This is a genomic window from Stenotrophomonas rhizophila (genome assembly GCF_001704155.1).
Taxonomy (GTDB): Bacteria; Pseudomonadota; Gammaproteobacteria; order Xanthomonadales; family Xanthomonadaceae; genus Stenotrophomonas; species Stenotrophomonas rhizophila_A.
In genome coordinates, this window is record NZ_CP016294.1 from 2,193,457 (window position 1) to 2,205,982 (window position 12,526).

Sequence of the window (12,526 nt, forward strand, 5' to 3'; positions counted from 1 at the left end):
TCAGGGCTCGCCGGGTGGGTGCGGCATGCGGGTCTGTTGGGACAGGCGTTCGATGATCGCGAGGATGAGGGCCGACAGCAGCAGCATGCCGTGGATGACCGACATCCAGCGCAGCACCTCCGGCTCGACCACCAGGCCTTCCTCCAGCTTCATGAAGATCCGCAGCAGGGCGATGGCCGAGATCGCGATGATCGATCCCATCAGCTTGGTCTTCATTGCGCCGAAGTCGACCGTGCCCATCCATGCCGGCCGGCGTTCCTGGCCGGAATCGATCCGGGTCACGAAGTTCTCGTAGCCGGCCAGGGTGACGATCAGCAGCAGGTTGGCCACCAGCGACATGTCGATCAGCGACAGCGCCAGCAATACCGCGTCAGCTGGACCAATATTGGCGATGTTCAGCACGTAATTGGCCAGCTGGCGCAGGAACACGAACAGCAGCAGCAACAGCGCCACCACCAGCCCGAAATAGAACGGCGCCATGATCCATCGCGCATCGAACAGACTGCGCGATACGTTGCGGCGGAACAGGCCGCGCAGGCGCTCCATCGGCATGGCACTCCGTCCTCAGTCGTCGAACCGATCAGATACGTCCGGACCGGTGTCCTCCACGAGGTCGGCCGGGCGGTCACCGTAGATCGTGTTGCGCATCTCGCGGCGCGCATCGCGGATCGCGGTGCCATCCAGTGGGCGGATCCGGATGATGCGGCAGGACTGCGGCATCGCCACGCTCGCGGTCCGCGGGATCACGCTGTCCCAGCGGGCGTTGACGGTGCCGAACGAATTGGTGATCTGCACCGTGTGGGCGATGGACAACCCGGTACAGCGGCCCCGCAGCTCCAGCAGGTGCCCGCGGCTGGGGCTGGTCCACACCGCGAGCGCCCGGTCACCCAGCGGCGTCCACTGCGTCTGGCGGACGAAGCGGGCCAGCTGGAAGGACGCTACTGGCGGCCCAGCATGTTGCACGTAGAGATTGAAGCGTTCCTGGGTGGTCATCGTGGGCGTAGTGGCACACCCGCTGAGGGCGGCCACGGCGAGCAGTGTCATCAGCAGGTGGCGCATGACGATTCCTTCGTGTCAGCGGGTGACGCGGGTCGTGGCGCCGTCGCTGGAGACCCGCACGCGGTCGCCCACGCGGTAGTCGTTGGGGTTGCCATCCTGGACCACGGCGACGGTTCGGCCGTTCTCCAGCTGAACGGTGATCTCCACGCCGTTGCGTGCACTGCGGGCAAGCGCGTTGCCTGCGGCCCCGCCTGCTGCCGCACCTGCAATGGCGCCGATGGTGTTGGCACGGCTGCCACCACCGATGGAGCTGCCAGCCACGCCGCCGATGCCGGCGCCGACGATGGTGGCCACGCCACGTGAGTCATTCTGGATCTGCACCGCCCGGATGGACTGGACCGTTCCCATCTGCACGTCCTGGGCACGCCCGACCTCGGAGCGGTTGAACGTGCTGGGCGTGGTGTGGGTGGCGCAGGCGGTCATGAACAGGGCCGATGCCAACAGCGCCGTCGCGGCGCCTGCCTGGGAAAGTTTCATCGTGTGTCTCCATCAAATGAATGCGCGGGACTGCGAAGTGGCCAGCCGTCCTGGCCCTGGAATGTGCTCCATGGAGCAGCGATTAACTACGCGACCGGTAACGGCGATGTGAAAGAAATCGCCGCGCCAACCAGTGCAACACATCCAGCATTTACAGGCCTTTCTGCTCACTATCCAGATTCCGACGCTCACGTGGGTTTTACCTTTTCGGGACTAGTTCTGCACGCAACGAGAGCACATCCCGTGGCCGCCGCGATGACAGGCGGAGGCTTCGCTTTCCCTGTTTGTTTTCGCGAAATGGAGAGGCCCGCAATGTCCAGTGCAACTGTCTATGGCGTTCATTCCGAAGTTGGCGTCCTCAAGAAGGTGATGGTCTGTGCCCCTGGCATGGCGCACAGCAGGCTCACGCCCCGCAACAAGGACGACCTGCTGTTCGATGACGTGATCTGGGTAGACAACGCCAAGCGCGATCATTTCGATTTCATGTCCAAGATGCGCGCCCGTGGCGTGGACGTGGTGGAGATGCACGATCTGCTGACCGAGACGCTGGAGCTTGACGAGGCCCGCAACTGGATCCTGGACCACCAGATCAACGCCAACGAAGTGGGCGTGGAATTCATGGCCGAAGTGCGCGCCTACCTGCAATCGCTGCCGGCGCGGCAGCTGGCCGAAACCCTGATCGGCGGCCTGAGCGTGTTCGACCTGCCGGACGACTTCGCCGGCCCCACGCTGCAGGCCGCGCGCGCCCAGCCGGACATCGTCGGCTACCTGCTGCCGCCGCTGCCCAACACGTTGTACACCCGGGACACCACCTGCTGGATCTACCAGGGCGTGACCCTCAATCCGCTGTACTGGCCTGCGCGGCATGAAGAGACCATCCTGACCACCGCGATCTACAAGTTCCATCCGGATTTCACCAAGGCCAAGTTCCCGATCTGGTTCGGTGACCCCACCGTGGACCACGGCAATGCCACGCTGGAGGGCGGCGATGTGCTGATTCCGGGCAACGGCATCGTGCTGATCGGCATGAGCGAGCGCACCTCGCGCACCGCCATCACCCAGCTGGCCCAGTCGCTGTTCAAGAACGGCGCGGCCAAGCGGGTCATCGTGGCGGTGATGCCCAAGCTGCGCTCGGCCATGCACCTGGATACGGTGTTCACCTTCGCCGACCGCGACGTGGTGACCGTGTTCCCGGGCATCGTCGACCAGATCCACACCGTCTCGCTGCATCCCAGCGACAAGGCGCCGGGCTTCGAGATCGTGTTCGAGAAGAAGCACTTCAACGACGTGGTGGCCGAAGCGCTGGGCTTCAAGCAGCTGCGCATCGTCGAATCCGGCGGCGACCGTTACGCGGCCGAGCGCTCGCAATGGGACAGCGGCAACAACCTGGTGGCGATGGCGCCGGGCGTGGTGGTGGCCTACGACCGCAGCACCCAGACCAACACCGACCTGCGCAAGCAGGGCATCGAAGTGATCAGCATCGTCGGGGCCGAGCTGGGGCGTGGCCGCGGTGGTGGCCACTGCATGACCTGTCCGTTGATCCGCGACGCGGTGAGTTTCTAGACGCTGCGCCGACATTTCCCGTCACGGCGGCCGGCCCTGCGCCGCTGCCGTGCGAACCGCGGAGGCCGGAAGGATGCAATCCCCTGGATGGATGGCGCGTGCATGGCTGTTGGCGGCGGTTGCGCTGGCCGCCGGCTGTGGGCGGGGTGGTGGGCCTGACGGCGGCGAGCGACCGCCCACGCTGGTGGCCGTGGAAGTGGTCAAGGCACAGGCCGTGCCGAACCTGGTGGAACTGCCGGGGCGGGTCGAAGCCAGCCGCTCGGCCGAAGTGCGTGCGCGCGCCGATGGCATCGTCGAGCGCCAGCTGTATGTCGATGGCACCGAGGTCGAGGCCAACGCGCCGCTGTTCCAGATCGATCCGCGCGACCTGCAGGCACGCCTGCAGCAGGCGCGTGCGTCACTGGCCTCGGCCCGCGCCGCCAAGGCGCAGACGTCTTCGCTGCGTGCGCGGCTGTCAACCCTGGTACAGCGCAAGGCAGTGAGCGTGCAGGAATACGAATCGGCGCAGGCCTCGTTCCGCCAGGCCGATGCCGCGCTGATGGAAGCGCAGGCGGCGGTGGACCGCGCCACGCTGCAGCTGGACCACGCCACGGTACGCGCGCCGATCAAAGGGCGCACCGGTCGGGCCCAGGTCAGCGAAGGCGCGCTGGTAAGTGCGGCCGCAGCCACGCTGCTGACCCGGATCGATCAGGTCGACCCGGCATTCGTGATCTTCAATCCGTCCAACATCGCCATGAACGAGCTCGAGCGCGGCGTGGCCGACGGCCGCATCGACGTGGGCGACGACCACCGGGTGCAGGTGACCATCCTGCTTGACGGCAATGTCCGGCTGCCCGAAGCAGGCGTCGTCGATTTCAGCGAAACCGCGATCGACCCGGCCACCGGCAGCCGCACGCTGCGCGCACGCTTCGCCAACCCCGATGGCCGGCTGCTGCCGGGCCAGTTCGTGCGCGGCATCCTGGCCATCGGCAGCATCCGTAACGGCACCAGCCTGCCCGAGCGCGCCATCCAGGTGGGCGAGGACGAAGCCACGGTGATGCTGGTCAATGACGAGAACGTCGCCGTGCGTCGCGCGGTGACGCTGGCCGGGCAGGCCGGCGGGCGCTGGGTGGTGCAGTCGGGCCTCACCCCCGGCGACAAGGTGATTGTCGACGGCTGGCACAAGATCCAGCCCGGCCAGCCCGTGGCGATCCAGCCCGACGCAGACCCCAGGGCGAAGGCCAAAGCCCCATGAGTGGCTATTTCGTCTACCGGCCGGTGCTGGCGTGGGTGATCGCGCTGTTCGCCATCCTGTTCGGTGGCATCGCCCTGGTCAGCCTGCCGGTAGAGCAGTACCCCGACGTGGCGCCACCCTCGCTGAGCATCTCGGCCACCTTCGTCGGTGCCGACGCGCAGACGCTGGACCGTACCGTGACCTCGGTGATCGAGAACGAACTCAGCGGCGTGGACGATTTCCTGTTCATGACCTCCACCAGCCGCGCCAACGGCACGGCGCAGATCCGGGTGACCTTCCGCAGCGGTACCGACCTGGATATCGCCCGGTCGCAGGTGCAGGACCGCCTGGCCCGGGTCGAGCCGCGGCTGCCCGATGAAGTGCGGCAGATGGGCGTGCGGGTCACTCAGGCCAGCAACGGCTTCCTGATGCTGATCTCGCTGCAGTCCGACAAGGGCCGCTATTCGGCGCTGGAGCTGGGCGACTACGCCAACAGCAACATCGCCGACGAACTGCGCCGCGTGCACGGGGTGGGCGATGTCACCCTGTTCGGCTCCAGTTACGCGATGCGGATCTGGCTGGACCGCGAGAAGCTGGTCAGCTACGGCATCTCGCCCGGTGAGGTGATGGCTGCGGTGCGTGAGCAGAACGCGCAGACGGCCGGCGGCGGCCTCGGCCTGCAGCCGACCACGCCGTCCACCGAAACCACCGCGCAGATCGTCATGCGCGGGCGCTTCAGCACCCCCGAACAGTTCCGCCAGGTGATCATCCGCGCCACCCCGGGCGCTGCCACCGTGCGGCTGGGTGATGTGGCGCGGGTGGAGCTGGGCAACGACAACTACGCCTTCAACCTGCGCTTGAACGGCCAGGAAACGGCCGGCCTGGCCGTCTCGCTGGCCACCGGCGCCAACGCGCTGTCCACCGCCACCGCCGTGCGCCAGCGCATGCAGGACCTGGAAACCAGCTTCCCGGACGGCATGCAGTGGACCACCCCGTTCGACACCACGCCCTTCATCACCGAATCGGTCAACGGCGTGGCGGTGACCATGCTGCAGTCGCTGGTGCTGGTCTCCATCGTGGTGCTGTTGTTCCTGCAGAGCTGGCGCGCGGTGTTCCTGCCCACCATCGTGGTGCCGGTCTCGCTGCTGGGGGCGTGCCTTGGCCTGCTGGCGTTCGGGGTTTCGATCAACCTGCTGTCGCTGTTTGCGATGGTGGTGGCGATCGGCATCCTCAACGATGACGCCATCGTGATCGTGGAAAGCGTCGAACGGATCATGCGCGAGGAGGACCTGCCACCGCGCGAGGCCACCGCCAAGGCGATGGGGCAGCTGTCCGGCGCGATCATCGCCACTACGCTGGTGCTGCTCGCAGTGTTCATCCCGATGGGCTTCTTCCCCGGTTCGGCCGGTGGCATCTACCGGCAGTTCGCGGTCACGCTCAGCGTATCGCTGGTGGTCTCCACGATTCTGTCCCTGACCCTGGCCCCGGCCATCTGCGGTGCGATGCTGCGCCCGGCCAAGGAACAGGTGGGGAAGGGCGGACCCGGCCGGCGGTTGTTCAGCGCCATCAACACCGGGCTGGACAAGAGCAGCCGCAGCTACGCTGGCTGGGTGGGCAGCATGCTGGTGCGCCCGTGGCTGTGGATCGGCGTGTTCGTGGTGGTCACGCTGATCACCGGCCTGCTGTATGCGCGCCTGCCGGGCGGCTTCCTGCCCACGGAAGACCAGGGCTACATTTTCGTGGCGTACAACGCCGCTCCCGGCGCGACCATGGAGCGCACCCGCGCCGCGGCCGAGCAGGCCGAGGCGATCCTGCGGCAGCAGCCGGAAGTGCGCAACGTGGCCACGGTGATCGGCTTCAGCTTCTTCGGCCAGGGCCAGGCGGTGGGCATGTCCTTCGTGGACCTGCACCCGTGGGCCGAACGCAGCGGCAGCGAGCGCAGCGCGATGTCGCTGGCCGCGCGCATGAGCGCCGCGTTCACCCGCATCCCGCAGGCGCAGGTGTTCGCGCTCAACCCACCGGCCATCCAGTCGTTGGGCAATGCGTCCGGCTTCAGCATGAAGATCGAGGATCGCAGCGGTGTCGGCGGTACCGGCCTGAGCGCGGCGGCCATGGGGATCGCGGCGCGGGCAGCGGCCAACGACCGGCTCAGTGGCGTACGCCCGGAAGGCATGCCGCGTGCCCCGCAGCTGTTCGTGGACATCGACCGCACCCAGGCGCGTGCGCTGGGCGTGCAGTTGTCGCAGGTCAACCAGGCGCTGGGCATCATGTTCGGCTCGGCCTACGTCAACGACTTCGTGCGCCAGGGCAACGTGCTGCGGGTCTTCATCCAGGGCGATGCCGAACAGCGCATGCGCGCCGAGGATGTGTCCGACCTGCGGGTGATCGGCAGCAATGGCCAGTCGGTGCCGTTCTCCGCCTTCGCGACCACGCGCTGGACGGTCGGCGAGCAGCAGGTGGAGCGCTACAACGGGTTCCTCTCGGCCACGGTGTCGGGGCAGGGCGCGCCCGGCGTCTCCAGTGGCGCGGCGCTGGTGGAGATGGAGCGCATCGCCGACGAGGTGCTGCCGCCCGGCATGCGCCACGAATGGACCGGTACGGCGCGTGAGGAGCGCGAAGCGTCGGGGCAGGTGGGCATGCTGCTCGGCCTGGCCTTCATCGTGGCGTTCCTGCTGCTGGCCGCGTTGTACGAAAGCTGGGTGACCCCGGTGATCGTGCTGCTGGTGGTGCCGCTGGGCATCCTCGGCGCGGTGGTGTTCACCGCCGCACGCGGCATGTCGGCCGACGTGTACTTCACCGTGGGCCTGGTCACCATCATCGGCCTGGCCGCCAAGAACGCGATCCTGATCGTGCAGTTCGGGCTGGATGAGGAAGCGCGCGGCGTGCCGGTGCGCGATGCGATCCTGCAGGCCGCGCAGCAGCGCCTGCGCCCGATCCTGATGACCAGCCTGACCTTCATCGTGGGCATGGTGCCGCTGGTGATCGCCACCGGCGCCGGCGCGGCCAGCCGCCAGGCGGTGGGTACCGGTGTGCTGGGCAGCATGCTCAGCGCCACCCTGTTCGGGATTTTCTTCACCCCGCTGTTCTACTTCCTGCTGCGCCGGCGTGCGCGTCCGCGCACGGTCGATCCCGCCGCGCCCGTACCGAAAGAGGACGCCGATGCGTAGCGGTCTGTTCTGGCGTGCGGGGGCGGCGCTGGCACTCTGCCAGCTGGCCGGCTGCAACTTCGCGCCGGACTACGTGCGCCCGGAGGCGCCGGTTCCTTCGCGGTTCCCGGCGTCAACGATGGGCGGTATCGCGGCACCGGCCATTCCCTGGCAGGACTTCTTCCACGACCCGGTACTGCGCGACCTGATCGGCAAGGCGCTGGTGTACAACCGCGACCTCGCCGGCGCGGCTGCGCGGATCGAACAGGCGCGCGCCCAGTTCCGCATCCAGCGCGGCCAGCGCCTGCCCGGGTTGGACGCCAGCGCCTCCGGCCAGCGCCTGCGCACACCGCTCAGCGCCGCCGACGGCGCGCCCCGGGTCACCGTGGACAGCTATGGGCTGCAGGTGGGCATCCCGTCGTTCGAGCTGGATTTCTGGGGCCGCGTCGCCAACCTCAACGAAGTGGCGCGCCGCCAGTACCTGGCCACCGAGGAAGCCCGGAACACGGCGGAACTGTCGCTGGTCGCCAACGTCGCGGCCAGCTACTACGCCGTCCGCGCCAGCGACGAAGGCATCGTGCTGGCGGAGCGGTCGCTGGCCAGCCGTAACGAAACCCTGGAACTGGCCCAGCTGCGCATGGACGCCGGGCTCACGTCCTCCATCGATTTCAACCAGTCCTATGCGCTGGTGACCCAGACCGAACTGCAGCTGGCGCAGCTGCGGCGCACCCAGGGCCAGGCGCTGCAGCTGCTGCAGTTCCTGGTGGGGGCGCCGCTGCCGCCGGCACTGCCGCCCGGGCTGCCGCTGGATCCCGACGCGCAGCTCACCCGGCTCGACCCCGGGCTGCCGTCGGCGCTGCTGGTAGCGCGCCCCGACGTGCGCCTGGCCGAGCACCAGCTGCGTGCCGCGAACGCCAACATCGGCGTGGCGCGGGCGCTGTACTTCCCGATCATCGCCTTGACCGGCGCGGGCGGCTACGCCTCCAACGAGCTGTCCGGGCTGGTGTCGGACAGCAACCGGGTGTGGTCGTTCGGGGCCGGCGCGGTGTTGCCGCTGCTCGACTGGGGTGCCCGCCGTGCGCGCGTCGACGGGGCCAACGCCGCCCGCGACGAGCGGGAGACGGCCTACCAGTCCACCGTGCAGAACGCCTTCCGCGAAGTGGCCAGCGGGCTGGTGGCCGCCGAACAGAACGACCGGCAGATCCAGGCGCAGATCCGCGCGGTGGAGGTGCAGCAGGCGCTGGTGGTCACCGCGCACGACCGCTACGACGTCGGCCTGACCCCGTACCTGGAAGTGTTGGATGCCGAGCGCAACCATTTCGCCGCCGAACAGAACCTGCTGCAGCTGCGCGCAGCCGCGCTGCAGGACGCGGTGAACCTGTACGCCGCACTGGGCGGCGGCCAGGGCCAGCGGGAGATCCCCGTCGACTGATTCTTTTCATGTTCCCGATATCCCAGCGAGGCCGTTTTCCATGCGCATTCCCACCCGAACCCTCTGCCTGGCCGCCGTGCTGCTGCCAGGCGCCATCGTCGCCCAGACCCGCGACGCTTCCCAGGACGCGGAGATCCAGCGGCTGCGCCAGACCGTGGACATGCTCACCGCGCGGATCCAGGCACTCGAATCCGGGCAGGCCACTGCGCCGCAGGCGGCGCCCGCCACGGCCACGCCCACCGCGCCAGCCGCTGCCGCGGCGGCTGCGCCGGGCGCGGTATCGGTGCCCGCCGCACCGCTGGTCGCGGCGTCGCCCGCGGCGTTGAACGTACCGCCGTCGCCGCTGCCGGCGCGCGACACCTTCGACGAGGACGAACAGGCGTCGGCCCGCGTGGACAACGAAATGCCCCCGGGCGATGAACTGGAGGGTTTCTTCCTCATTCCCGGCACCGGCACGTGGCTGCGGCTGGGTGGCTACGCCAAGCTCGATGCGATGTTCGACAGCGGCGATGCCGGCGACAGCGACCAGTTCATCACTTCCGACATTCCGGTGGATGGCGGCCGCGACAGCACCCGCTTCAACATGCACGCCCGCCAGACCCGGCTCACCCTCGAGGGCCGCCGCGATACCGGCGCCGGCCAGTTGCGTTTCCTGATCCAGAACGACTTCTTCGGCTCCGGCGGCAGCTACGGCTACCGCCTGCGGCATGCGTGGGGGCAGCTGGGCAATACCTACGTGGGCTTTGGCTGGTCGGCCTTCATGGACCTGGATTCGGGCCCGGATACGCTGGATTTCGCCGGCCCTGGCGCGTCGCCGTCGGCGCGCGTGGCCAGCATCCGCCAGTACTTCCCTCTGGGCAACGGCAACCAGTTCATCCTCGCGGCCGAGCATCGCGCCCCCGAACTGCAGTTCTACGGCGCCACCCAACGCTCGCGCACGGCCGCACCCAACCTGGTGCTGGCCGCCCGGCATGAAGCGGACTGGGGCAGCCTGCAGGCGTCCGGCCTGCTGCGGTACCTGGCCTACGATTCGGCGCAGGACAGCAATGAGGGCAGCGACAGCGCCACCGCCGGCGGGCTGGCCCTCAGCGGCACCTGGGGCTGGGGCGACAATGGCGACTACATGGTGTTCGGTGCGCTGGGCGGGCAGGGCATCTCAGCCTTCATTGGCGATCTTGGCGGGTTGAACCTTGACGGCGTGGTCGATCCCCAGGGCGACCTGCAGGTGCTGCAGCAGTACGGCGGATGGCTGGGCTACACGCACCACTGGTCGCAGCGCTGGCGCACCACCTTGACCTACAGCCGGTTGTATCTGGAACGTGACCAGCTGCTCGACCCGACCGTGTTCCGCCGCAGCGACTACGCCGCCGCCAACATCATCTGGCAGCCGGCGCCGAGCTGGAGCTGGGGCGCGGAGTTGCTGTACGGCAAGCTGCAGGAGCAGAGTGGCGCCAGCGGCGATGTGTTCCGCCTGCAGACCGCGCTCAAGTACGACTTCGTGAAATAGGAGACGTCATGGCTACGCGCAGACTACGAAGAGTGCTGCTGGTCAGTGCACTGGCCGCCGCCGGCCCGGTGGTCGCGCAGGACGCCATGCTCGGCACCATCCTGGAAGAGCCCGGCAGCGCCGGGCTGGGCTTCCTCGGCAGGATCGAATCGTCACCGTACAAGGGCGCCGACGACCGGGTCGATATCATGCCGCTGTACCTGTACGAGGGCGAGCGCTTCTTCCTGCGCTCCAACGCGGCCGGCGTGCGCTTCACCCCGCGCGAGGACCAGGGCCTGGAACTGTTCGTCGAACGGCGGCTGGAAGGCTACCCGGAAGACGAAACCCCCGACATCCTCGAGGGCATGGAAACCCGCAACAGCGAGGCCGACATCGGCGCGCGTTATTACTTCAAGCACGACAACCACGCGCTGGATTTCACGGTCCGCCAGGACATCTCCAATAATTCAAACGGCACCGAAGTGCGCGCCGGGTACGGGTATACGCTGCGCGGCGACCGCTGGGCGCTGCAGCCGGTGCTTACGCTGGGCTGGCGCAGTGCCAAGCTCAACGACTATTACTTCGGCGTGGAGCCCTATGAAGTGACTCCGGAGCGCACCGAGTATTCGGCCGGCAGCGGGTTGGACATCACCGCCGGCCTGTACGGGCGCTACCGCATCCTGCAGAACTGGAGCCTGGTCGGCGGCGTGTTCGCCAAGCGCTATTCCAGCACCATCCGCAACAGCCCGCTGGTGGACAGTGACATGCAGTGGGGCGCGATGGTCGGCGCCGCCTACGACTTCGGCAATGGCCAGGTGCGCTGGGACAAGGAGGGCACCCCCACCTACGTAAAGGTGTTCTACGGGCGCGATTCGGACGACGGCTGCCACCTGGTCAAGATCATGACCTTCAGCTGCGTCAGCCTCAACGATGACGATCCCACCGACATCTGGGGCGTACACGTGGGCCGCCCCTTCGTGTCAGGCCTCAACGGCTGGCCGCTCGACCTGGTCGGCTACGTGGGCGTGCTGCGCCACGACGAGAAGGGGCACCAGCCGGATTCTTGGCAGATCGATGCCTACATGAAGGGCTTCTATTACGGCTTCCCGTGGTCGCACCGGGTCAAGACGCGGCTTGGCTTTGGTTTCGGCGTGTCCTACGCCGAACGCGTGCCGTATGCGGAAGTGCAGTCGCAGGCACGCCGCGAGCGCAACACGTCCAAGGTGCTGAACTACCTGGATCCCAGCATCGATGTGAGCCTGGGCGACATCTTCGGCAGCGAGCGCTGGCACGAGCTGTACTTTGGCTTCGGGGTATCGCACCGTTCCGGCATCTTCGGTTCGGCGCAGATGCTGGGCACCGTCGATGGCGGCTCCAACTACATCTACACCTATCTGGAAGGCGCGTTCTAGCGCCGCGCAGGGGAGGCCGCAGGATCCCGGTCCTGGCGGAACAGGAGGGCGATGGCGATGTACGCCACGCCCATGGCCAGCAGTGCCAACCCCACGCCCCAGGACGCGGAGGCGCGCCCGGCCCAGGCCACGCCGCTCACGCACACCACCGCGGCCACCAGCGCTACCAGCCCCGACACCAGGGAGATCCAGCGCTTGCCGCCCGGTGCAAACCGTAATGCCAGGCTGATCTTCGCGATGGCCTGCACCACCAGTACTGCGGCCACCGTGGTCGCCACGGCGTACGCGGCCCACTCGGGGTGCGTGTAGATGGCCACGCCACCGATGATCTGCGCCGCACCCAGCAGGATGGTCATCGCAAAACTGGGCAGGCCGTGCAGCAGGAAGGCCTCGGTCAGCTGCAACGCACCGGCAATCACCAGCAGGCCGGCCACCAGTACCGTCATGGTGCGGACCATGAAGGAGGAGGCGTAAATGCCGAACGCGCCCAGCACCAGCAACAGCACGCCCACGATCAACAGGCGCTGCCAGCTGGACTTCATTGCCACGCCGATGGAGCCGGGGTCCTTGCCAAGTCGGGAGAACACGGTCATGACAGGCCACTCCTGGGAGACCGTCCAATTACCCGCCCGGCATGGTTATGCAGCAGTGAAACCCGCACCAGTATTTTCCGCAAACACATGGCCCTAACGTGTCCGCTCCTATACCAGCGCAACAACCGCCACGGGGGCGCAGTGC

At 67.8% G+C, this 12,526-nt stretch carries 10 protein-coding genes; 6 read left to right on the plus strand and 4 right to left on the minus strand.

All coding sequences use genetic code 11. From position 1 onward, the window contains the following. Genes BAY15_RS09895 through BAY15_RS09905 form a run of 3 tightly spaced genes read right to left on the minus strand, consistent with a single transcriptional unit; the run spans position 1 to position 1,536 of the window. Positions 1-552 carry a YqhA family protein gene (locus tag BAY15_RS09895; RefSeq protein ID WP_208856091.1) on the minus strand — a complete coding sequence of 184 codons (552 nt, stop codon included), beginning with the start codon at positions 550-552 and terminating at the stop codon, positions 1-3. 12 nt (positions 553-564) lie between these two features. Continuing rightward, on the minus strand, positions 565-1,059 hold the full coding sequence (locus BAY15_RS09900; protein WP_068851872.1) for a DUF6491 family protein: 495 nt from the start codon (positions 1,057-1,059) through the stop codon (positions 565-567). A gap of 15 nt (positions 1,060-1,074) precedes the next feature. Then, positions 1,075-1,536, minus strand: coding sequence for a glycine zipper 2TM domain-containing protein (locus BAY15_RS09905; RefSeq protein WP_068851874.1), 462 nt, complete (start codon positions 1,534-1,536; stop codon positions 1,075-1,077). Positions 1,537-1,848: 312 nt separating this feature from the next. Here BAY15_RS09905 and arcA point away from each other — a divergent pair, with 312 nt between their 5' ends. The 6 genes from arcA to BAY15_RS09935 all read left to right on the plus strand — a co-directional run bounded on the left by arcA (position 1,849) and on the right by BAY15_RS09935 (position 11,788). Then, entirely contained in the window at positions 1,849-3,099 is a 1,251-nt protein-coding gene (gene arcA, locus BAY15_RS09910; RefSeq protein WP_068851877.1) for an arginine deiminase, read from the plus strand. A gap of 73 nt (positions 3,100-3,172) precedes the next feature. Continuing rightward, positions 3,173-4,333, plus strand: a complete 1,161-nt coding sequence (locus BAY15_RS09915) for an efflux RND transporter periplasmic adaptor subunit (protein WP_083214121.1) — start codon at positions 3,173-3,175, stop codon at positions 4,331-4,333. Next, positions 4,330-7,479: a multidrug efflux RND transporter permease subunit gene (locus BAY15_RS09920; protein ID WP_068851883.1), complete on the plus strand. Its 3,150-nt coding sequence runs from the start codon at positions 4,330-4,332 to the stop codon at positions 7,477-7,479. Before BAY15_RS09915 ends, BAY15_RS09920 begins: the two co-directional genes overlap by 4 nt. Continuing rightward, the gene (locus BAY15_RS09925) at positions 7,472-8,890 is read left to right on the plus strand and encodes an efflux transporter outer membrane subunit (RefSeq protein WP_068851886.1); all 1,419 of its coding nucleotides are present in this window, start codon (positions 7,472-7,474) and stop codon (positions 8,888-8,890) included. The genes BAY15_RS09920 and BAY15_RS09925 overlap by 8 nt, the downstream gene beginning before the upstream one ends. A 40-nt stretch (positions 8,891-8,930) precedes the next feature. Next, positions 8,931-10,397, plus strand: a complete 1,467-nt coding sequence (locus BAY15_RS09930) for a DcaP family trimeric outer membrane transporter (protein WP_068851889.1) — start codon at positions 8,931-8,933, stop codon at positions 10,395-10,397. 8 nt (positions 10,398-10,405) lie between these two features. Continuing rightward, positions 10,406-11,788: a MipA/OmpV family protein gene (locus BAY15_RS09935; RefSeq protein ID WP_068851892.1), complete on the plus strand. Its 1,383-nt coding sequence runs from the start codon at positions 10,406-10,408 to the stop codon at positions 11,786-11,788. Here BAY15_RS09935 and BAY15_RS09940 read toward each other — a convergent pair. After that, positions 11,785-12,381, minus strand: a complete 597-nt coding sequence (locus tag BAY15_RS09940) for a DUF308 domain-containing protein (protein ID WP_068851895.1) — start codon at positions 12,379-12,381, stop codon at positions 11,785-11,787. The two genes, BAY15_RS09935 and BAY15_RS09940, sit on opposite strands and share 4 nt — an antisense overlap. Positions 12,382-12,526 lie beyond the last annotated feature (145 nt).

Bases quoted from the DNA above. Each gene is read 5' to 3' on its own strand.
- BAY15_RS09895 (WP_208856091.1), bottom strand. From the start codon at position 552: ATGCCGATGGAGCGCCTGCGCGGCCTGTTCCGCCGCAACGTATCGCGC.
- BAY15_RS09900 (WP_068851872.1), bottom strand. From the start codon at position 1,059: ATGCGCCACCTGCTGATGACACTGCTCGCCGTGGCCGCCCTCAGCGGG.
- BAY15_RS09905 (WP_068851874.1), bottom strand. From the start codon at position 1,536: ATGAAACTTTCCCAGGCAGGCGCCGCGACGGCGCTGTTGGCATCGGCC.
- arcA (WP_068851877.1), top strand. From the start codon at position 1,849: ATGTCCAGTGCAACTGTCTATGGCGTTCATTCCGAAGTTGGCGTCCTC.
- BAY15_RS09915 (WP_083214121.1), top strand. From the start codon at position 3,173: ATGCAATCCCCTGGATGGATGGCGCGTGCATGGCTGTTGGCGGCGGTT.
- BAY15_RS09920 (WP_068851883.1), top strand. From the start codon at position 4,330: ATGAGTGGCTATTTCGTCTACCGGCCGGTGCTGGCGTGGGTGATCGCG.
- BAY15_RS09925 (WP_068851886.1), top strand. From the start codon at position 7,472: ATGCGTAGCGGTCTGTTCTGGCGTGCGGGGGCGGCGCTGGCACTCTGC.
- BAY15_RS09930 (WP_068851889.1), top strand. From the start codon at position 8,931: ATGCGCATTCCCACCCGAACCCTCTGCCTGGCCGCCGTGCTGCTGCCA.
- BAY15_RS09935 (WP_068851892.1), top strand. From the start codon at position 10,406: ATGGCTACGCGCAGACTACGAAGAGTGCTGCTGGTCAGTGCACTGGCC.
- BAY15_RS09940 (WP_068851895.1), bottom strand. From the start codon at position 12,381: ATGACCGTGTTCTCCCGACTTGGCAAGGACCCCGGCTCCATCGGCGTG.